The sequence below is a fragment of the Serratia microhaemolytica genome, from assembly GCF_004011885.1.
GTDB lineage: Bacteria > Pseudomonadota > Gammaproteobacteria > Enterobacterales > Enterobacteriaceae > Serratia_G > Serratia_G microhaemolytica.
Map to the genome: position 1 here is coordinate 20,681 of NZ_SBEF01000034.1, position 21,220 is coordinate 41,900.

Annotated in this window: 22 protein-coding genes and 1 other annotated feature; of the genes, 13 read left to right on the forward strand and 9 right to left on the reverse strand. The window is 47.1% G+C overall.

What is annotated here, in order from left to right; all coding sequences use genetic code 11:
- Positions 1–94: 94 nt before the first annotated feature.
- On the reverse strand, positions 95–811 hold the full coding sequence (arcA, locus tag EOJ37_RS11025) for a two-component system response regulator ArcA (protein WP_127959973.1): 717 nt from the start codon (positions 809–811) through the stop codon (positions 95–97).
- A 561-nt stretch (positions 812–1,372) separates the two neighbouring features.
- On the opposite strand from arcA, the gene EOJ37_RS11030 reads away from it, so the two are divergent.
- The 4 genes from EOJ37_RS11030 to thrC all read left to right on the forward strand — a co-directional run bounded on the left by EOJ37_RS11030 (position 1,373) and on the right by thrC (position 7,103).
- Positions 1,373–2,059, forward strand: a complete 687-nt coding sequence (locus tag EOJ37_RS11030; RefSeq protein WP_127959974.1) for a tRNA/rRNA methyltransferase — start codon at positions 1,373–1,375, stop codon at positions 2,057–2,059.
- Between the two features lie 214 nt (positions 2,060–2,273).
- Positions 2,274–2,394 (forward strand) — a sequence feature (Thr leader region).
- A 25-nt stretch (positions 2,395–2,419) separates the two neighbouring features.
- Entirely contained in the window at positions 2,420–4,879 is a 2,460-nt protein-coding gene (thrA, locus tag EOJ37_RS11035; RefSeq protein WP_127959975.1) for a bifunctional aspartate kinase/homoserine dehydrogenase I, read from the forward strand.
- Between the two features lies 1 nt (position 4,880).
- Positions 4,881–5,810: a homoserine kinase gene (thrB, locus tag EOJ37_RS11040; protein ID WP_127959976.1), complete on the forward strand. Its 930-nt coding sequence runs from the start codon at positions 4,881–4,883 to the stop codon at positions 5,808–5,810.
- 3 nt (positions 5,811–5,813) lie between these two features.
- Positions 5,814–7,103: a threonine synthase gene (gene thrC / locus EOJ37_RS11045; protein ID WP_127959977.1), complete on the forward strand. Its 1,290-nt coding sequence runs from the start codon at positions 5,814–5,816 to the stop codon at positions 7,101–7,103.
- A 75-nt stretch (positions 7,104–7,178) separates the two neighbouring features.
- Here thrC and yaaA read toward each other — a convergent pair whose 3' ends face one another.
- Together yaaA and EOJ37_RS11055 are read right to left on the reverse strand one after the other, a co-directional pair.
- Positions 7,179–7,955: a peroxide stress protein YaaA gene (yaaA, locus tag EOJ37_RS11050; RefSeq protein WP_127959978.1), complete on the reverse strand. Its 777-nt coding sequence runs from the start codon at positions 7,953–7,955 to the stop codon at positions 7,179–7,181.
- Between the two features lie 163 nt (positions 7,956–8,118).
- Positions 8,119–9,564, reverse strand: a complete 1,446-nt coding sequence (locus EOJ37_RS11055; RefSeq protein WP_127959979.1) for an alanine/glycine:cation symporter family protein — start codon at positions 9,562–9,564, stop codon at positions 8,119–8,121.
- Between the two features lie 592 nt (positions 9,565–10,156).
- Between EOJ37_RS11055 and tal the strand changes: the two genes are divergently transcribed.
- Complete coding sequence (tal, locus tag EOJ37_RS11060; RefSeq protein WP_127959980.1) at positions 10,157–11,110, forward strand: transaldolase; 954 nt, start codon at positions 10,157–10,159, stop codon at positions 11,108–11,110.
- A gap of 167 nt (positions 11,111–11,277) precedes the next feature.
- On the opposite strand, the gene rpsI is transcribed toward tal, so the two are convergent.
- From rpsI to zapE, 3 genes are all read right to left on the reverse strand, one after another.
- Complete coding sequence (gene rpsI, locus EOJ37_RS11065; protein WP_127959981.1) at positions 11,278–11,670, reverse strand: 30S ribosomal protein S9; 393 nt, start codon at positions 11,668–11,670, stop codon at positions 11,278–11,280.
- Positions 11,671–11,685: 15 nt separating this feature from the next.
- The gene (gene rplM / locus EOJ37_RS11070; RefSeq protein WP_127959982.1) at positions 11,686–12,114 is read right to left on the reverse strand and encodes a 50S ribosomal protein L13; all 429 of its coding nucleotides are present in this window, start codon (positions 12,112–12,114) and stop codon (positions 11,686–11,688) included.
- A gap of 316 nt (positions 12,115–12,430) precedes the next feature.
- Positions 12,431–13,573 (reverse strand): cell division protein ZapE, encoded by a 1,143-nt coding sequence (gene zapE / locus EOJ37_RS11075; RefSeq protein ID WP_127959983.1) that lies wholly within the window; start codon positions 13,571–13,573, stop codon positions 12,431–12,433.
- Between the two features lie 235 nt (positions 13,574–13,808).
- Here zapE and zapG point away from each other — a divergent pair, with 235 nt between their 5' ends.
- The 3 genes from zapG to degS all read left to right on the forward strand — a co-directional run bounded on the left by zapG (position 13,809) and on the right by degS (position 17,225).
- Positions 13,809–14,201, forward strand: a complete 393-nt coding sequence (zapG, locus tag EOJ37_RS11080) for a Z-ring associated protein ZapG (protein WP_127959984.1) — start codon at positions 13,809–13,811, stop codon at positions 14,199–14,201.
- A 493-nt stretch (positions 14,202–14,694) separates the two neighbouring features.
- Positions 14,695–16,077: a serine endoprotease DegQ gene (gene degQ, locus EOJ37_RS11085; RefSeq protein ID WP_127959985.1), complete on the forward strand. Its 1,383-nt coding sequence runs from the start codon at positions 14,695–14,697 to the stop codon at positions 16,075–16,077.
- A gap of 89 nt (positions 16,078–16,166) precedes the next feature.
- Positions 16,167–17,225, forward strand: a complete 1,059-nt coding sequence (degS, locus tag EOJ37_RS11090) for an outer membrane-stress sensor serine endopeptidase DegS (protein ID WP_127959986.1) — start codon at positions 16,167–16,169, stop codon at positions 17,223–17,225.
- Positions 17,226–17,606: 381 nt separating this feature from the next.
- Here degS and EOJ37_RS11095 read toward each other — a convergent pair whose 3' ends face one another.
- From EOJ37_RS11095 to EOJ37_RS11105, 3 genes are all read right to left on the reverse strand, one after another.
- Positions 17,607–18,671, reverse strand: coding sequence for a phage integrase (locus tag EOJ37_RS11095; protein WP_127959987.1), 1,065 nt, complete (start codon positions 18,669–18,671; stop codon positions 17,607–17,609).
- Between the two features lie 302 nt (positions 18,672–18,973).
- Positions 18,974–19,672 carry a hypothetical protein gene (locus tag EOJ37_RS11100; RefSeq protein ID WP_127959988.1) on the reverse strand — a complete coding sequence of 233 codons (699 nt, stop codon included), beginning with the start codon at positions 19,670–19,672 and terminating at the stop codon, positions 18,974–18,976.
- A 17-nt stretch (positions 19,673–19,689) separates the two neighbouring features.
- The gene (locus tag EOJ37_RS11105; protein WP_127959989.1) at positions 19,690–20,070 is read right to left on the reverse strand and encodes a helix-turn-helix domain-containing protein; all 381 of its coding nucleotides are present in this window, start codon (positions 20,068–20,070) and stop codon (positions 19,690–19,692) included.
- Positions 20,071–20,147: 77 nt separating this feature from the next.
- Here EOJ37_RS11105 and EOJ37_RS11110 point away from each other — a divergent pair, with 77 nt between their 5' ends.
- From EOJ37_RS11110 to EOJ37_RS11130, 5 genes are all read left to right on the forward strand, one after another.
- Complete coding sequence (locus tag EOJ37_RS11110; RefSeq protein ID WP_127959990.1) at positions 20,148–20,360, forward strand: hypothetical protein; 213 nt, start codon at positions 20,148–20,150, stop codon at positions 20,358–20,360.
- 98 nt (positions 20,361–20,458) lie between these two features.
- A complete protein-coding gene (locus EOJ37_RS11115) occupies positions 20,459–20,662 on the forward strand; it encodes a DNA-binding protein (RefSeq protein ID WP_127959991.1) in 204 nt (67 codons plus the stop codon).
- A 7-nt stretch (positions 20,663–20,669) separates the two neighbouring features.
- Positions 20,670–20,873, forward strand: coding sequence for a DUF4761 family protein (locus EOJ37_RS11120; RefSeq protein WP_127959994.1), 204 nt, complete (start codon positions 20,670–20,672; stop codon positions 20,871–20,873).
- Complete coding sequence (locus tag EOJ37_RS11125; protein ID WP_127959992.1) at positions 20,863–21,042, forward strand: hypothetical protein; 180 nt, start codon at positions 20,863–20,865, stop codon at positions 21,040–21,042. The genes EOJ37_RS11120 and EOJ37_RS11125 overlap by 11 nt, the downstream gene beginning before the upstream one ends.
- A gap of 13 nt (positions 21,043–21,055) precedes the next feature.
- The coding region (locus EOJ37_RS11130; RefSeq protein ID WP_162473693.1) for a transposase family protein at positions 21,056–21,220 on the forward strand (165 nt) is incomplete at its 3' end.

Consider the following 21,220-nt stretch of genomic DNA (forward strand, 5'->3'; position numbering starts at 1 on the left):
GCAGATACCCGGGGAACCACGGTGTTTCCAAAGGGCTATACGCAATAAACTGCCAGTAAGTTTATAACATCAAGTTATTGTAATGAAATCACACTTAACTTTCTAAATCACCACAGAAACGGTAGCCTTCACCATGAATGGTGGCAATGATCTCTGGGGTGTCAGGCGTTGATTCAAAGTGTTTACGGATGCGGCGGATGGTAACATCCACAGTGCGGTCGTGCTGCTTTAACTCCCTGCCGGTCATTTTTTTCAGCAGATCGCCACGCGTCTGGATTTTGCCCGGATTTTCACAAAAGTGGAGCATGGCGCGGAACTCACTGCGTGGCAGTTTGTACTGTTCACCATTTGGGCTGATCAACGAGCGGCTGTTGATGTTGAGTTCCCAACCATTAAAACGGTAGCACTCAACCGACTTACGCTCTTCGGGCATACTGCCCACACTCATGGTACGCGAAAGCAAGTTGCGTGCCCGAATGGTTAACTCTCGTGGATTGAAGGGTTTGGTAATGTAATCATCGGCACCAATTTCTAACCCGAGGATCTTGTCAACCTCGTTATCACGTCCGGTTAGAAACATGAGTGCAACACTGGCTTGTTCACGTAGCTCACGAGCTAGCAGTAAGCCATTTTTCCCAGGCAGGTTAATATCCATAATAACCAAGTTGATATCGTTCTCAGCAATGATATTGTGCATTTCTGCACCATCAGTGGCCTCGTGAACAATGTAGCCTTCTGCCTCGAAAATGCTCTTTAGCGTGTTACGAGTAACCAGCTCGTCTTCGACAATCAGAATGTGCGGGGTTTGCATAGTTGCTACCTAAAATCGCCAACAAAATAGAAAATGGAGGCACCAAAACCTTGATGTTCCTAACAAGGGCTAGGGTGCGTAAACTCGTTTTTGATGCATTTTCATCAATATTAACAATGCCATCATTAACATCATTACCTCAACAATACTTTTTTCAGCTAGGAACAGTTTTGTTGAGGTGTGGTTCTTATAGTCTCATGGACATTAAAACGACGCATATCCTAACTGCATTAACAGCAATATAACAGCATGTGTCGAATTGACAGAGAAACAAAACCATGCTTCGTTGACATATATCAAGTTAATTATAGCATGTTAACAGTTTTGTGAGAAACGCTTAAAATGCGACGTGATTGCTACAAAACAGTACGTTAGTGAGGTTATTTTATCCATTGTGTTCAGTGTGTTACTTATTAATGTCGACTGTAAGAGAAATAATCGAAGATTTTTTTTATCGGTTTTTCTATTGTTTAAGTCGTTTAAAATAAGAGAGGTTTTTAGTTAAAAAATCTATAAATATGTAATTTCATAGTGCTATATTTTACACCTAATGGAGTGACAATGCAGTTTGATATCGTGTTAGTGGAACCGGCTCGGCCGGAAAATGTCGGTGCAGTGGCGCGGGCGATGAAAACGATGGGGTTCACCTCATTACGGATTGTTGCCAGTGAGGCTCATTCGCAACCCGCTGCACATTGGGTAGCACATGGTGCCACAGACATTTTAACTTCAGCAGAGGTATTTACCTCATTAGAGTTGGCTTTGGCAGATGTTGATTTAACCATTGCGACCACAGCACGCAGTCGAGCCCGCTTTCATTACTGTTATACCCCGCAGCAGTTAAATGAACAGCTAACCGAGCGCCAACAGTGGTTGCAGCGTGCGGCAGTCGTGTTTGGTCGTGAAGATTCGGGGCTGACTAATCAGGAGTTAGCATTGGCAGATCTGTTAACGGGAGTCCCCATGGTGGCAGATTATCCTTCGCTCAATCTAGGACAGGCGGTAATGATTTACTGTTACCAATTGGCGCAATTGCTACCAGCGGTGCCGCCAATGGTTGCAGAGCCGGAAGCGGGACAGTTGCAGGCACTGCGTCAGCGTGCAGTGCGTCTACTGGCTGAGTTAGACGTCGCGGATGACCAAAAATTGTCTGATTGGGTGCATCAGCGATTGGGTGTGTTAGAACAGCGTGATGTGGTGATGTTGCATCGTTTATTGCATGATATCGAAAAAAAACTGTCCCGATGAATGTGGTGTCAATATCGACTCTATTGGTTTTTTTGTCTAAAAATTTACAAATAAATGGTTTTTTATGTTAATTATTTGCCGGTTAATTTGTTTTTAGATCGGTTTGTGTCACTGGTTAGACAAATGGCATAACAAAGAAATAATTTGACTTAGACCGACGATTGCTTTAACCAATAGCGGGGAGTGAAGTTTTTGTGAGAGAGCGTAATGCGTAATACCAGCCTGAATACCACCATTATCACTATCACCGATACCACAGTAGGTAGCGGCGCGGGCTGACGCATGTAAGAATGAGAAGAAAAAGCCCGCACCTAGAGAGTGCGGGTTTTTTTTAGGCATAAATTCAGGAGAGAAACAGAGATGCGAGTGTTGAAATTTGGTGGAACTTCGGTAGCGAATGCAGAGCGTTTTCTGCGTGTTGCTGACATCGTTGAGAGCAATGCGCGTCAAGGGCAGGTGGCTACAGTGCTCTCTGCACCGGCGAAGATCACCAATTATCTGGTGGCGATGATCGAGAAGACGGTAGCAAAACAGGATACCTTGCCAACGATGCAGGATTCTGAACGCATTTTCGCTGAGTTACTCGCAGGATTGGCGCAGAGTTTGCCAAGTTTTGAGTATGATCGCCTTAAGACTGTGGTTGATCACGAGTTTGCGCAACTGAAGCAGGTATTGCATGGTATCAGCCTGCTGGGCCAGTGCCCCGATAGTGTTAATGCCGCTATCATCAGCCGTGGGGAAAAACTCTCGATCGCTATTATGGAAGGGGTTTTCAGGGCTAAGGGTTACCCTGTGACAGTGATCAATCCGGTGGAAAAATTGTTGGCACAGGGACATTACCTTGAGTCTACAGTGGATATTGTTGAGTCGAGTGCACGCATTGCGGCAGCGGCGATCCCTACTGATCACATTATCTTGATGGCTGGTTTCACCGCCGGTAACGATAAAGGTGAGCTGGTGGTGCTTGGCCGCAATGGTTCCGACTATTCCGCAGCAGTGTTGGCCGCCTGTTTACGTGCTGATTGCTGTGAAATCTGGACTGATGTCGATGGGGTATATACGTGTGATCCGCGTACTGTACCTGATGCACGTTTGCTGAAATCGATGTCCTACCAGGAAGCGATGGAGCTCTCCTATTTCGGTGCCAAAGTACTTCACCCTCGCACTATCACACCGATCGCCCAGTTCCAAATCCCCTGTCTGATCAAAAATACCTCCAACCCACAAGCACCGGGCACTTTGATTGGTGGTGAGAGTGTCGACGATGAGATGCCGGTCAAAGGCATCACAAATCTCAACAATATGGCGATGTTGAATGTCTCCGGCCCGGGCATGAAAGGCATGGTTGGCATGGCTGCTCGTGTGTTTGCAGTGATGTCGCGTACTGGAATTTCGGTGGTGCTGATCACGCAATCTTCTTCAGAGTACAGTATCAGTTTCTGTGTGCCGCAGAATGAGTTACAGCGTGCGCGTAAAGCCCTGGAAGATGAGTTCTACCTTGAACTGAAAGATGGATTGCTCGAACCGTTGGATGTGATGGAGCGGTTAGCGATCATCTCAGTGGTGGGGGATGGTATGCGCACATTACGTGGCATTTCAGCTCGATTTTTCTCGGCATTGGCTGGGGCGAATATCAACATTGTGGCGATTGCTCAGGGTTCTTCAGAGCGTTCAATATCGGTGGTGGTCAATAATGATTCTGCCACTACTGCAGTGCGGGTTAGCCACCAGATGCTGTTTAATACCGATCAGGTGATTGATCTGTTTTTAATTGGTGTTGGTGTGGTCGGTGGTGCGCTGCTTGAACAGATCCACCGGCAGCAGCCTTGGTTGAAGCAAAAGCACATTGATCTGCGTGTGTGTGGTATTGCGAATTCGCGCGCGATGGTGACCAATGTTAACGGCATTAGACTTGATCGCTGGCGTGATGAACTGGCAGCCAGTGAAGAGCCATTCAATCTTGGTCATCTGATCCGTTTAGTGAAAGAGTATCATCTACTGAATCCAGTGATTGTTGATTGTACTTCCAGCCAAGAGGTGGCTAATCAATATGCCGATTTCCTGGCAGACGGCTTCCATGTGGTGACGCCGAACAAGAAGGCTAATACTTCTTCAATGAAATATTACCAGCAGTTACGCGCAGTTGCAGCGGGATCACGGCGTAAGTTTCTGTATGATACCAATGTCGGTGCTGGGCTGCCGGTAATCGAAAATTTGCAAAACTTGCTTAATGCTGGCGATGAATTAAGCCGCTTTTCTGGCATTTTATCCGGTTCACTCTCCTTCATTTTCGGTAAGTTGGATGAAGGAATGTCATTATCAGCGGCCACTGCACAGGCGAAAGAAAATGGTTACACCGAACCTGATCCACGAGATGACCTTTCGGGGATGGATGTTGCACGTAAATTATTGATTTTGGCGAGAGAGGCCGGATATGTTCTTGAGCTGGAAGATATAGATGTCGAATCTGTATTGCCAAAATCTTTTGATGCCAGTGGCGATGTGGCTACCTTTATGACACGTTTGCCACAGTTAGATGCTGAATTTAGTCGCCGAGTGACGGCTGCAGCGGAGCAGGGCAAAGTATTGCGTTATGTTGGAGTTATTGAGAATGGACGTTGTCAGGTACGTATTGATGCCGTCGATGGTAATGACCCGCTCTATAAAGTCAAAAATGGCGAGAATGCGTTGGCATTTTACAGCCGTTATTACCAGCCACTGCCTCTGGTATTGCGTGGCTATGGTGCCGGTAGTGATGTCACGGCAGCAGGGATTTTTGCTGATCTGCTGCGCACATTGTCCTGGAAGTTGGGAGTCTGATATGGTCAAGGTTTATGCGCCGGCCTCTATTGGTAATGTTAGCGTTGGGTTCGATGTGCTGGGTGCGGCGGTTTCGCCAATAGACGGCAGTTTGTTGGGCGATTGCGTTAGCGTGGAGGCGGCAACGCAGTTTAGTTTGGAGAATACGGGGCGTTTTGTCAGTAAGTTGCCATCAGATCCGCAAGAGAACATTGTCTATCAGTGCTGGCAGCGTTTCTGCCAGGAAATTGGTCAGCAGGTGCCGGTGGCGATGCGGTTAGAAAAAAATATGCCAATTGGTTCAGGGCTGGGTTCGAGTGCCTGTTCTGTGGTGGCAGGCTTGATGGCGATGAACGAATTTTGCCAACGACCGCTGGATAATATGCGTCTGTTGACCTTGATGGGGGAGCTGGAAGGGCGTATTTCGGGTAGCGTGCATTACGATAACGTTGCACCTTGCTATCTGGGCGGCTTGCAGTTAATGCTGGAAGAGGACGGAATTATCAGCCAACCGGTACCATCGTTTGATCAGTGGCTATGGGTGATGGCCTATCCGGGGATCAAAGTTTCTACCGCACAAGCACGCGCCATTTTACCGGCACAGTATCGTCGGCAGGAGTGTATCAGTCATGGTCGCTATCTTGCTGGTTTCATACATGCTTGTCATACTCAGCAGCCACGTTTGGCGGCTAAGTTGATGCAGGATGTGATTGCTGAGCCATATCGCACCCGTCTGTTACCGGGATTTGCCCAAGCACGTAAAGCGTCACAAGAGATGGGGGCGCTGGCGTGCGGTATTTCTGGTTCAGGTCCAACACTGTTTGCGATATGTGATGATATGCCGACAGCGCAGCGAATGGCTGACTGGCTAAAGCAGCACTATTTGCAGAATGATGAAGGTTTTGTTCATATTTGCCGCTTGGATACCACCGGCGCTCGGAAATTGGGATAATTTATGCAACTTTATAATCTTAAAGACAATAATGAACGCGTCTGTTTTTCTCAGGCGATCAGGCAAGGTTTGGGGCGCTGGCAGGGATTATTTTTCCCGCTGGAGTTGCCATCGTTTGACGCAGATGAGATCGACACACTGTTAGCAATGGATTTCGTCACCCGCAGTAGCAAAATTATGGAGGCTTTTGTTGGTGATGAAATCGGTTCCGAGCGGCTACACAAACGTGTCGAAGCGGCTTTCACTTTCCCGGCACCGGTGGTGCAGGTAGAAGATGATATTGCCTGCTTGGAGCTTTTTCACGGCCCAACATTGGCGTTTAAAGACTTTGGTGGCCGCTTTATGGCTCAGATGTTGGCAGAGGTAGCGGGCGATAAGCCGGTGACAATCCTGACCGCCACGTCTGGCGATACCGGAGCCGCTGTTGCGCACGCATTTTATGGCTTGAAAAATGTGCGGGTGGTGATCCTCTATCCGAAAGGGAAAATCAGCTCACTGCAGGAGAAGCTGTTTTGTACCTTGGGTGGTAATGTATTCACCGTGGCGATTGAAGGGGATTTTGATGCCTGTCAGGCACTGGTTAAACAGGCTTTTGATGATCGTTCGCTGAGAGAGGGGTTGCACCTCAATTCTGCCAACTCTATCAATATCAGTCGCTTGCTGGCACAAATTTGCTATTACTTCGAAGCCGTTGCTCAATTGCCGAAGGAGAAGCGCCAGCAACTGGTTATTTCGGTACCGAGCGGCAATTTTGGTAATTTGACTGCTGGGCTATTGGCAAAAGCAATTGGGTTACCGGTGAAACGTTTTATCGCTGCCACCAATGTCAATGACACTGTGCCACGCTTCTTATCATCGGGTGAATGGAAGCCGAATAGCACACAGGCGACACTCTCTAATGCGATGGATGTCAGCCAGCCGAACAACTGGCCGCGTGTCGAAGAGCTATTCCGACGTCAACACTGGTCATTAAGCGAGTTGGGTTTTGCCACGGTGAATGATGAGACGACAAAGCAGACCATGAAAGCACTAGCGAATATTGGCCATGTTATTGAGCCACATGCCGCTGTAGCTTATCGCGCCCTGCGCGATCAACTGCAACCGGATGAATTTGGTTTGTTCCTCGGGACTGCGCATCCGGCTAAGTTTCAAGAGAGCGTTGAGTCGATCCTTGAGCGTGAATTGCCGTTGCCTGATGAGTTGGCCGAACGTGAAATGTTACCACTGCTCTCTTACTCAATGGCGGCGGATTTTGACAAACTGAGCCATTTCCTGATCACCATTCCTCATTGATGATCCAGTCAGGCGTTTGCCAGTAGCTGTGGGGCAGGGTTTCCGCCCCACATCATCTCGGTTGCTGCGGCCGTTTTACTGTTGTTCAGGGCGTTTAAATACCAACTCACTCTGTGTGGAAGCGTCTGCATCGAAGCAGTAGCCGGCTAGGTTGAAGCCGGTTAACTGCTCGCGTGTTGTCAAGCGATTCTTAATGATAAAACGGCTCATCAAACCACGTGCTTTCTTGGCGTAGAAGCTGATCACCTTGAATTTTCCCTGTTTTTGATCAAGAAATATTGGTTTGATTACGACACCATCCAGTTTTTGTGCGTGAACTGATTTGAAATACTCATCAGATGCCAAGTTGATGATAAATTCATCCCCTTGCTGCTGCAAGGCATGGTTCAGTTTTTCGGTGATTGTCTGTTGCCAAAACTGGTAAAGATCACTGCCATGAGGGGTAACAAGTTTGATCCCCATCTCCAACCGATAGGGCATCATCAAATCCAATGGCCGCAGCACGCCATACAGCCCAGAAAGAATGCGCAAGTGCTGTTGTGCGAAATCAAAGTCATCTTCACTGAAATCTTCCGCCTGTAGTCCGGTATAGACATCACCTTTAAACGCCAGCACTGCCTGGCGTGCATTGTGCAGGTTAAAAACAGGTTGCCAGTCGGCAAAGCGGGCGGCATTGAGTCCAGCCAGTTTGTCACTGATGCTCATCAGCGAGGCGATTTGTGCCGGAGTAAGCTGGCGGCAGTATCTAATCAACTGTTCTGATTGCGCCAGTAACTCAGGTTGAGTGAAACGTTGTGTGGCCAGTGGGCTTTGGTAGTCGAGGGTTTTGGCCGGAGAAATGATGATTAGCATAATGACATCCTGTTGAACAACATTGGGCTACTGTAGCAAAAGCCGCTGTGCTGTGATAGGAAGGAAATGTGCTGTGACAGGAAAAGTATCGTGGCCGTTGAAAACCCATGCGGCCTCGGTCAAACAGAGTGACCGAGGCAATCAGCTATTTAACTTATTGAGTTTACTGGCTAGGTTTTTCTGGATCGCTACCTTCCCAGACACCTGGTTCCAATTGAGCTTTCAACTCTGGGAAGTGGTTGGCATCAAAGGTGGGAATTCTTCCATTAGCCCATTGCTGGTTATAATCCTTGGCCAATTTAATCGCTACGCCGGAGAGCAGCAGTATCGCGATTAAATTGGTGATCGTCATCAGCGCCATTGCGGTATCTGCCATCTTCCATACCAACGGGAGGTCAGCTACCGCACCGAACATCACCATACCTAATGCCACACAACGGAAAATTAATAACCCACTAGAATGATTATGTTCTAGAAATATCAGGTTGTTTTCTGCATAGGCATAATTGGCGATGATCGAGGTAAATGCGAAGAAAAAGATAGCGATGGCAACAAATATAGCGCCCCAATCGCCGACCACACTGGCGAGCGCTCGCTGTGTCAGATCGATGCCACTGATCCCGCTCGCTGCGTGATCCAGTGCGCCTGAGGCGAGAATAATCGCAGCGGTTGCACTACAGATAACAATGGTATCGACAAAGACCCCTAGCATCTGCACATAACCCTGTGAGGCAGGATGGGGTGGGTAAGGCGTAGCAGAAGCAGCAGCATTCGGTGCGGATCCCATACCTGCTTCATTGGAAAACAGCCCACGCTGTACGCCTTGAGTCATTGCCTGAGAAATACCGTAACCGACAGCGCCTGCGGCGGCTTCTTGCAGGCCAAAGGCACTTTTAAAGATCAGTGCTAGGATCGCCGGCATTGCTTCGATATTGCTGGCGATGATCCAGATTGCCAGTAGCAGATAAACAGTCGCCATCAGCGGCACTACTTTTTCGGCAACCCGCGCAATTGAGCGAATACCGCCAAAAATAACAATACCGCTGAGAACCACCAGCCCAATCCCGACATATTTCGGTTCAAAATTGAATGCTACTTTACTGGCTTGAGCGATTGAGTTGGCCTGCACCGCATTAAAGACCAAACCAAATGCCAACAGCAGAAACAGTGAAAATAGCACTCCCATCCAGCGCATACCAAGCCCTTTCTCCATATAGTAGGCGGGGCCGCCACGATAGGTGCCACTGCTATCCTTGGTTTTGTAAAGTTGGCCGAGGCTGCTTTCGATAAATGAGGTCGCCATACCGATCAGCGCCACCATCCACATCCAGAATATCGCCCCTGGGCCACCGGTGGTGAGTGCGATAGCGACGCCGGTAAGATTGCCGGTACCGACACGTGCGGCCAGTGAAGTGCAAAGTGCTTGAAATGATGAAATACCTGCGTGGTCACTTTTTCTGCTGTTCTTAAGCACAGAAAACATGTGACTGAAGTGTCGAATTTGAATGAAACCAGTACGTAAAGTGAAGTAGATACCTGTACCGAGTAACAAATAAATTAGCACCGATCCCCATAAGATGTCGTTGATAGCGTTAATCAGATCCGTCACAAGTTGCTCCTAGTTAACAGTGAGTTATGTGTTACCTGCTGCCAGCAGAGAATAATCAGCAAAGTAATTTATTTTACAACAAGTTAGCTAAAGTTAGCAGCCTGCTATGTTATCAAGGATATCGATGGATGTTATTCAACCCGTCAATCTTAACACTCCGCGTGTTGCGATTTACTCACTGTTCACCTTAGCTTTGGGGAGAAGCTAGTGTTCTGTTTACAGTAGCCAGCAACAGCATCAGGCGCCTGGGGCAGAGAGTGTGCTGTAGCGTTAGGTTAAAAAACATTCAGATGATTTCCCTGCACATGTTGCTCACTTTAGCTGGCGGTGGTAAGAAATCAGCAAAAATTTAACATAATTGTTTGCCAAAGCCTCTCATTAATATTCCATCAACCAGATTAAGTTATTTCAAGATGTAGCAGTCAGTCATATTCACTACCGTTGAGGCGTGATGATAGTGCGATCTGTCTCAAATCTTGACGCATCGGTATGAGTGTCTAACCTTGCAGCTAACCTAACGCATGTTATTATCTGAATTAGGTATGCTTGAGTATGCCAACACTCCATGCACAAACGATGAGATAACGCCAATATGACCGATAAATTAACTTCTCTACGCCGATTAACGACGGTAGTTGCTGACACAGGTGATATCGCGGCAATGAAGCTCTATCAACCACAGGATGCTACCACCAACCCTTCGTTGATCCTTAATGCAGCTCAATTGCCTGAATATAATAAACTGATTGATGATGCGATTGCATGGGCACGATCTCAGGGAAGTGATCGCAGTCAACAATTAGTTGATGCTGCGGACAAGTTGGCTGTTAATATTGGTTTGGAAATACTCAAACTGATCCCAGGGCGCATCTCAACTGAAGTCGATGCGCGGCTTTCCTATGACACTGCAGCCAGTGTTGCTAAAGCGAAACGGTTAATCAGCCTGTATAACCAGGCAGGCATCAGTAACGATCGTATTCTGATTAAACTCGCATCGACTTGGCAGGGGATCCGTGCAGCGGAGCAACTAGAGAAATCTGGGATCAACTGCAATCTCACTCTGCTGTTTTCGTTTGCCCAGGCGAGAGCTTGTGCTGAAGCCGGCGTTTACTTGATCTCACCTTTTGTGGGCCGCATCCTTGATTGGTATAAAGCAAATGGTGATAAGAAAGAGTTTGCACCAGCGGAAGATCCTGGCGTGATCTCGGTGACAAATATCTATCACTACTACAAACAGCATGGCTACAAGACAGTAGTCATGGGTGCCAGTTTTCGTAATGTCGGAGAAATTATTGAATTGGCTGGTTGTGATCGTTTAACCATTGCGCCGGCGTTGTTAAAAGAGTTAGCTGAGAGCGAAGGGGAGTTGGTGTGCAAACTTGCCTACCAGGGTGAGATAAAAGCAGCGCCGGCAGCATTGACAGAAGCAGAGTTTTACTGGCAACACAATCTGGATCCAATGGCGGTTGAAAAACTCAGCGACGGCATCCGCAAATTTGCACAAGATCAGGATAAACTAGAGAAGATGCTAGCTGCGCGGCTGTAGTGATTGTGCTTTTCAGTCACGGTTGAGAGTGCTCATCGCGTGCTGTGGTGCAGGCTAACGTGGCTGAAGGGCAAAAAGTTACGGTTTAGTGATTGACAGACAGACATTAAAAAACCCAGCGCTATGCTGGGTTTTTTACGCAAATTGCACTGCCAAAGCAGCAGTAATTAACGCTTGGAGAACTGCGGACGACGACGTGCTTTACGTAGACCGACTTTCTTACGTTCAACTTGACGTGCGTCACGAGTGACGAAGCCAGCCTTACGTAGTTCAGAACGCAGAGTTTCATCGTATTCCATCAACGCACGGGTAATTCCGTGACGGATAGCACCAGCCTGACCAGAGATACCACCACCTTTAACTGTGATGTACAGATCCAGCTTACCAGTCATTTCAACCAGTTCCAATGGTTGGCGCACTACCATGCGAGCAGTTTCGCGACCAAAGTACTGTTCCAGACTGCGTTGATTGATAACGATGTTACCGCTTCCCGGTTTGATAAAAACGCGAGCTGCAGAGCTTTTGCGGCGACCAGTGCCGTAGTATTGATTTTCAGCCATTGCCTATAATCCCGATTAGATGTCAAGAACTTGCGGTTGCTGTGCCGCGTGATTGTGCTCGGAGCCCGCGTAAACTTTCAGTTTACGGAACATAGCACGACCCAGCGGGCCTTTCGGCAACATGCCTTTAACCGCGATTTCAATCACACGCTCAGGACGGCGGGCAATCATCTCTTCAAAGGTCGCTTGCTTGATACCACCGATGTGGCCGGTGTGGTGGTAGTATATTTTGTCACTACGCTTGTTGCCGGTAACAGCAACTTTTTCCGCGTTGAGAACAATAATGTAGTCACCTGTATCAACGTGCGGGGTATATTCCGCTTTGTGCTTGCCGCGCAGACGACGAGCCAGTTCAGCAGCAAGACGGCCTAAAGTTTTACCGTTTGCATCAACAACATACCAGTCGCGTTTTACGGTTTCTGGTTTAGCTGTAAAAGTTTTCATTAAAAAGCTTACCCAATAAATTAGTTACACGCAGGTGCTTACTCAGACTGAAACACAGTTGAGCTTCACACGCCCATCAAGTCCAGCAAATCTACCCCTTCGAATAGCGATGCCAGCACGATCAAAGTTTTTGGGAAAAAAACTTTAGTTGTAACGTGGGGTCGCGGAATTATAGAGATCTTGCGCTAAAAGATCGAACAGTTTTTTGCGTTGGCTGGTTTTCCGCTAACAATCAGCCAATCGCCCAATGGTGTTAAGCACTGAGCGATGCAGTCTAAGTGGAGTGTTCTGGTAATTGTCTTTTTATAATAACTGGTTAAGGTAAGTGAGCTAGTTGTAAGTAGGCCTCGCTCTGCATCTCGCGCAGGCGTGAGAGACAACGCTGAAACTCAAACTTCAGCGCCTCACCCTGGTAGAGTTCATCCATTGGAACTTCTGCTGCAATCACCAGTTTGACGTGTCGGTCATAAAACTCATCCACTAATGCTAAGAAGCGGCGGGCAGTGTCTTCCTGACCTATGTTGCTGCCCATGATATGGGTGTTATACAGCATCACGGTGTGATAACAACGGGATAACTCGATGTAATCAAGCTGGCTACGTGCTTGTGTACATAGCACATCAAACTCAATAGCCAACACGCCGTTGCTTACCGCGCGTGTCGGTAGCGGACGATGATTGATTTGTAATACGACAGGTTGTTGCTGATCAGCAGAACTGTGGTTGGCCGACAGCGTAAGAAAAAGCTGTTGCATCAATGCGTCTGTCTGTTGATTGAGAGGAGTGAGATATAGCTGTGCCTGTGTTAGCGTGCGTAAACGATAGTCGACGCCACTGTCCACATTGATTATTTGACAATTCTGTTTAATGAGCGCGATCGCGGGTAGAAAGCGTGCACGTTGCAAGCCGTAACGGTAGAGTTCATCGGGCATGATGTTCGACGTTGCCACTAGCGTGATACCGCGTGCAAACAGTGCTTCTAGCAGTGTTGCGAGCAGCATCGCATCGGTGATGTCAGAGACGAAAAATTCATCAAAGCAGAGCACGTCAGTTTGCGCTTTCAGTCCATCCGCAATAATCTCTAAAGGGTTCTCAGATCCTTGTTGCAGAGTGAGTTCTTGGTGCACACGTAGCATAAAACGATGAAAATGCAGTCGTAACTTGCGTTCTCCCGGCAAACAGTGAAAAAAGAGATCCATTAGCCAGGTTTTACCTCGGCCAACACCTCCCCAGAGATAGAGTCCTTTTATCACCGGGTCGTGAGCGTGTTGTTTGTCTGTGGTAAACCAGTGGCGTAGTTTACGCGCGATGGTGCCATGAGCAGTGTTCATCTTGGGTTTTTGTAGTGCGTGATAAAGCTGCTCTAACTGCATCACAGCCTGATATTGAGCGGCATCAGTTTGATATTCGCCAGCATTGAGCGCCTGTTGATAGCGAACCAGGGGGGATTGGGGCTGCATTTTTGAGAGATCCTTGAAATCACTTGATATTACAGGGTTGATTTTTATCGATGAATTTCATTCTTGTTCGATTCATTATATTTTTCTGTATGATAGGTAGAAAAAAGCGGTAAGTATCAGGTATAAACTCTATCGGGGTTACACTGCGACAAGGTTAGCGGTTATAGTGGCTGTTGTTAAGTGAAAACCTTGTGGAACAACGAAGTCAACAAGCGAAGTCAACATAGGAGTCATCATGACCTGGGAGTATGCTCTGATTGGTTTGATTGTCGGTATCGTGATTGGTGCGATAGCGATGCGTTTTGGTAATAGCAAGTTGCGTCAGCAGCAGGCATTACAGAACGAATTGGATAAAAGTAAAGCAGAACTAGAGGCTTATCGGCAAGAGCTGGTGGGTCATTTTGCACGTAGTGCCAAATTGCTCGACAACATGGCACGTGATTACCGTCAGCTCTACCAACATATGGCGAAGACCTCTAATGATCTGCTGCCCAATTTACCGGTGCAGGACAACCCGTTTCGTTATCGTTTAACTGAGGCGGATAACGACCAGGTGCCAGTGGAAATGCCGCGTGATTACTCCGAAGGTGCTTCAGGCTTGCTGCGCGATACACAACGCCATGCTTAAAATGGGTGGGCGTACACATCACTGAGCTGCTGTTTCTGCGCAGGGTGTTTTGTCCGGCCCTCTCTGGTGGCAGCAATTCAGAGGCTATTTGACAGGGAACTCAGTATTTACTCTCTGTAGTTGTGATTGATGTTGCCAACTTGGGTCTGGGCAGGGCCACCAACCGTAGAATACAAGCCGTAGATGACGGTTTTCGGCGCTGCCTCAGCGACAAAATAGCCCTTGAGATGGTGCTAATCGAACTGGCGGGTGGTCAGTGAAACAAGGATTAGTGAAGTAATCACCGGTGAGTTCCGCTTTGGGCGCGATGCTACTTCGCCTGATCGGCCAGCATGGGCAATACTGTTTATCTTGGTTGTGAGCGTATGTCCTGATTGGTGTGTGCTGCTACTACAGTGAACTTTGACTGAAATTCACAGTCTTAACTTCCAGTGCGGTATTGCTGCCGTTTCGTTGTCCAAAATTCACCGGCATGTTGAGAGAGTTATTTGCAATGAAAAAAAAATCTTTAATTCTTAGTGCACTAACAATAAGTATTGGTTTGTCATTTGCCTCCATTCCTAGCATAGCGAGTGCGGTAGTTCCGGTGGCAGTTGAAGGCCAACCATTGCCTAGCTTGGCACCAATGTTAGAAAAGGTACTGCCTGCCGTTGTGAGTGTACGAGTCGAAGGAACACAGGTGCAGCGTCAACAGGTACCTGAACCATTCAAATTTTTCTTCGGTCCAAATATGCCGCCCCAGCGCGAGAGTGTGCGCCCTTTTGAAAGCCTTGGCTCTGGGGTGATTATCGATGCGGAAAAGGGTTATGTTCTCACCAACAACCATGTGATTAATAATGGTGATAAAATCCGCATCCAACTTAATGATGGTCGTGAATATGAAACCAAACTGATTGGGCGTGATGCACAGTCAGATATTGCCTTATTGCAAATCAATGATATCAAGAATGTAAAAAATCTTACTGCGATCAAAATGGCAGATTCAGATCAACTACGCGTTGGTGATTTTGCTGTTGCGATAGGTAACCCATTTGGTCTGGGGCAAACCACCACTTCTGGGATCATCTCAGCGTTAGGGCGTAGCGGGTTGAGCATCGATGGCCTAGAAAATTTCATTCAGACTGACGCATCGATTAACCGTGGTAACTCCGGTGGCGCATTGGTTAACCTGAATGGTGAATTGATCGGCATTAATACTGCGATTTTGGCGCCTGGTGGTGGCAATATCGGTATCGGTTTTGCCATACCGAGCAATATGGCACAAAGTTTGAGCAATCAGTTGATTGAGTTTGGCGAGGTGAAGCGCGGTTTACTCGGCATTAGAGGCAGCGAGATGAGCGCTGATATGGCTAAAGCGTTCAATACCGATGCACAGCGTGGTGCTTTTGTCAGTGAAGTGTTGCCAAAATCGGCAGCGGCTAAAGCAGGGATTAAGGCGGGAGATATCGTCGTTTCGTTGAATGGCAAGCCAATCAGAAGTTTTGCTGAATTGCGAGCCAAGGTTGGTACTACGCCTCCTGGCACACCAGTCAAAGTTGGCATCTTGCGTGACGGTAAGGCGCTGGACTTGATGGTCACACTGGATAACAGCGAAAATGAATCGACCAATGCCAGTACATTATCACCACTGCTGCAAGGTGCGACCCTGAGCAATGGTGTATTACCGAACGGTGACAAAGGCGTCAAAGTTGATAGTGTCGACAAAGATAGCCGTGCTGCACAGATGGGATTGCAAAAGGGCGATATGATTATTGGAATTAACCGTGCACGCATTGAGAACGTCACTGCGTTGCGTAACCTGATGGATAGCAAGCCTGCGGTGATTGCGCTCAATATTGTACGTGGTGAAGAGAATATTTATCTGTTACTGCGTTAATTTTTAAAAACTGGGCTCAATAACGTATTGAGCCCAGTCAACTCGTGTTATCCTTTCTATTACCCTGTCCTTAACATCAACCCGACACCATGATCGCTAAGTTTCTGCACTCTATTGCCATCGGCTTGATTGTTGGTTGCTTACTGTTGGTTGCATTGCCAGCACTGCGCTCTTCCAATAGTTGGTTTACTACACCGTTAGAAAATGGTGTGGGTGATGCGCCATTCAGTTTTAATTTGGCAGTACGCAAAGCGGCTCCAGCAGTAGTTAATATTTATAATCATAGTGTTAATGGTTCGACCAACGTGCTTTCTTTGGGCTCTGGGGTGATCATGAATGAACGCGGATATATCATCACCAATCGTCATGTTATCCAGGATTCACAGCAGATCACCGTAGTGTTACAAGATGGAAGGCGCTATGAAGCACTGCTAGTAGGTGCAGATAGCTTGACTGATTTGGCCGTGCTGAAAATTGATGCGGGCAACTTACCGGTGATCCCAATTAATACCACGCGCACTCCGCATGTTGGAGATGTGGTGTTAGCGATAGGTAACCCCTATAACCTGGGGCAAACAGTCACACAAGGCATTATTAGTGCCACAGGGCGAGTTGGTCTGAGCACTTCGGGCAGACAAGCATTCTTGCAAACTGATGCTTCGATTAATCGTGGTAACTCGGGGGGCGCACTGGTGAACTCATTGGGTGAATTGGTAGGTATCAACACACTCACCTACGACAAAGTGACTCATGGTGGTATACCTGAAGGGCTTGGTTTTGCCATCCCAGTCGAACTGGCGATAAAAATTATGGATAAATTAATTCATGATGGTCGGGTGATCCGGGGTTATTTTGGTATACAGGGTAAAGATCTAACACCAATACGCAGCAGTAATGCCAGTCTCGATCGATTGCAAGGAATTATTGTCACCAATATGACGCCAGATGGGCCTGCAGCAAAAGCCGGTTTTGCTATTAATGATCTCATTATTAAAGTGGATAATAAACCGGCCTCTTCGGTATTAGAGACGATAGACCAAGTAGCTGAGATCCGTCCTGGTACTGAAATTTTAGTCGTGGTATTACGTGATGGTCGCTATATCAATTTAACGATGACGGTGGGGGAATTTCCAGAATATTCCAACTAATCTCGTTCAGTATTTAAATTTCCTTATTAATATAGTTATTCCTACTAAAATTAACAGCCATTCTTTTTTTCAAGCTAATAGCGTAATCACTGTTGCTAATCAGTAATCAACTCGTATCGTAGGATGCTGAGTAGTGAAGACTGCTATCATTTCACTGTGGTGAACCTTATTGTTGACATTGTTCACGCCTCAACCCGGTTAGTGGCTGTTCAATCGAGACAGCTCTCAACCGAGTAGTGCTTACACGATATTAAAGTTTTTAAAATCCCTCAGCCCTTCAGTTTTGAAGGGCGATTTTGTTGTTGTGCTTTTTTATTTTTATTATTTAAATCAATTGGTTTATCTAATATTGCCGCCGATGTAGGGCGGCTTTTTTATCGGCTATTTTTCCCGGTGGCGATGAAATGGCGGTGAGGCAACGGTGCTATCGGAGAGGGGGGAAGTGGAAGGCGAGAGGTTATCTAATGGGTTGAGTGCGATAGCAGCATCAAGGTGATCGGGCGCGAAGTGGGCATAGCGCATGGTCATCATAATGGTGCTGTGGCCGAGGATTTGCTGCAGTACCAAAATATTACCGCCGCGCATCATAAAGTGGCTGGCAAAAGTATGGCGTAGCACGTGAGTGCGTTGCCCTGCGGGTAGTTGAATATCGGCGCGTTTCAGCGCCGCGTTAAACGCTTCATACGCCGGACTGAAGAGTTCACCACGCTTTTTCGGCAACATCTTTTGTAGTTGCTCGGAGATCGGCACCGTGCGGTTTTTTTTGCTCTTGGTCTGCGTGAAGGTTAATCGCCCAGGCAAGATTTGAGACTGCTTCAAGCTTTGTGCTTCGCTCCAACGCGCACCGGTAGCAAGGCAGATACGCACGATAATGCCCAAATCTGGATTAGGCGACTGATCACAGGCCAGCAATAAGCGTTCAATTTCCTGCTGATAAAGGAAAGAGAGTTCCTGCTCACCCTCCTTAAATTGCCGAATACCGGATAATGGATTATCGCCCTGCCACTCACCCAGCCGTTTCATTTCGGCATAGACCGCGTGCAGATAGGATTGCTCACGATTGACAGTCGCCTGTTTGACTTTTTTCTTCCCTTTTTGGCTCCACTCACCGCTGAGGCGTCTCTCGCGATAAACAGCAAAGCTATTTTTATCCAGGTGGATGGCCAGGGGATCACCTAAACGTTGACATATCGCCAGCAATTTCGCTTTGCGTTCATTGCCCGAGGTTAATGTTTTGCCATGCATCTGATACCAGCGCTCAATAAAGGCGGAAAGTGTCACAGCATTATCGTGCGGAGCCTGGCTACTGGCATTATTCAGCAACCGCCGTTCATGTGACAGTGCTTCGCCTTTAGTCGCAAACTGTTTACGCACCCGCTTGCCTTTGGCTCCATATGGATAGCATTCACATAACCACTTTCCAGAAGCGAGTCTTCGAACCGTCATATAACATTACCTCTAATACTGCCAAGTTAAACAAAAATAGTAAAACTCACTAAAAGGAAAATAAAAAGTAAACCTGTTTAGAATTAATATGCAACAGAAAGACTGATCGCATAAATTAACGCAATCTAACAATATGCTTGAATAAAGGTTATGTGGAAAATTTTATTCCACGCTATATGCTATTTCTTTAAATATATTTTGCTGCTCCCTGGTGATTAAAATGTGTTCGTCTTAGGCACAGGTAAGCCAGAACAGGTCTATTTTATGGTAATATAATTGATTGAAATTTGATCAATTGCGGTTTAGTGACTGCGAAACAGCAATGCCCCGAGCAACATGCCGAGAATAAAAGTCAATCCCAGTTCTTTGGAATACGTGCGCAATAATACCGACATGCTCAGTCGTTCAATCAGCGACGGTGCAGCTTGTGCTGGCTGTGGTGCAGTAACTTCTGGCTGAACACCCCCTTGTGCTACTGGCGGCTGTTCGCTTTTCTGTTTCAACTCATCCAGCCAAGAGAGTGCTTGTTGCAGTTGAATACGCGTTAAGTCATTGAAACGACCGGAACCAAAACTGACACAACAGTAGTGGGTCAACTTTTTGCGCAACTGCCCCTCTTCACCTTCACTGTTGCGCAGCAGTAGCCGCACCAGTGCTTTGGTATTCCCTTTCTCTTTGCAATGTTCCAGCATCTGATTCAGAAAACTCCAAGCACCTTGATAGTGGTTGCTGGTCATATTCTTGATGCTGTTAACGCCGATTTCTGCATGAACCTTTTGCCAAATCAGAAAAGGTTCTTTTCCGCTCTCCTTGGCGATGGCAATCACCAAGTCATTTAGCTCCTTCCGCTGGGCAGGTACCAGCGGCCGGATTTCCTCTTTTTCTACCGGGAGCGCAATGTTGATGGTATGGCGCCCGTCAAATTGGTCGATCTGTATGGTGTTTTCAATAAAATCACGCCCGGCAATACGGTTTTGTTCGCCCGTAGAGTGTATGCTCATAAAGTTTCCTTACTTAATCATTTGTTTTCGTTGAAATCCCTACCTGCTACTCGGTTTCCCTGGCCAGAAACAGTGATGTGACTTGATGCTGAGTTGCCAGCCGTCAGCGCCGCAAGTGCTGCTGCTTTGAGTGCGATAGGAGCTGCTCGGTAACTGTTAAGTAACTCTTCTTCGTCTTTAGTCAGTGCTGTTGTGGAACGTACCCCCGTTACAATGAATTGAACATCAGCACCTATCTTGGCAATTGCGCTTAGGTAGGTGGTATCTGGTGCTCGTTCGCCTTTTTCATATTTAAGTTGAGCAAGTTTTTTCACTCCGCCCATCTCGCCAAATGCCATCTGGCTCAAGCCAATCCGTTCGCGCTCCTCCTTTATCCGTTCTCCGGTATTCTCTTGCATAAAAAAAACCTTGACAGGTATTCAATTGGATACCAATATAGGCACCACAGACATTTTATGGATCACACTATAACACTATGACACAACAACATCATGTGCAGCGATCACGAACGCCAAACAATACTGTTGCTGGCGGAGCATTACCACTTCGTCTCTCCCCCGAAGAGCGATCAACCATTGAAGCGATGGCAAGAGCAGAGTGCCGTTCTGCTTCCAATATGATCCGTATCGTTTTTTTGCGCGGACTGGCAACGATGAATGCAAATGCGCGCGATAACAATGACCACTGAGCGCGCTAAGGCGATAGCACGAGCGCCAGCGATAGCAAGTAAACAGTTTGTTAAATAAAATCAGCATCGGATAAAAAATATTTATTGATAGGTGAAAAATGACCAACGTAACAATCAATTTAAATGTTGCGGCGCCTTATCTCTCATTGAAGGAGTATGCCCGCGTCACCGGTATCCCGTTTGATACCTGCCGGGGTATGGTCAGAGATGGCCGTATCATTATCCGCCCCAAGGAACTTTCCGGTGGCAAAATCGAAGTTAATATGGTTGCCATGCTGAAAGATGCCATTGCCAATAGTTGATGAGAAGATCATGAGTCAATTAATTCAATTAAGCCGTCATAGCTATATTTATCGTGGATTTACTATTCAAAAATGTCCACGTAATGCCATCACCATGAAAACCGCCTATAGCGTATTAAATAATGGTTTGTATCTCGGGCGTGATTTTGCATTGAGTGAGGCGATGCAGACTATCGATCGGTTAACGCGTGGTGAACGAGATGAAAGTTGATAATAACCATTATTGTCTACCAGAGCTGGCAGCAGTCAAATTACCGTCAGTGAAAACGCAGTGCCATCATCCGCAAGGTTGGCTGGAGTCGCCACAAGGCCCAGGGCCGGATCCCACTTTTAATGGAACTTTTCTCTGTAGATACGATCTGATCAGTCTCCTTCAGTAACGCAGAGTTGATGATGTCTATTTTTAATTATATCAGTGAAATACCAGACCCACGCAAAGACATTAACAAAAAACATAAGTTGGTCGATGTCATTTTTTTGGTTTTCTCCGCTGTGCTCAGTGGCGCATCGGGATGGAAATCGATACAGGAGTTTGGCGAACTGCAACTTGGCTGGCTC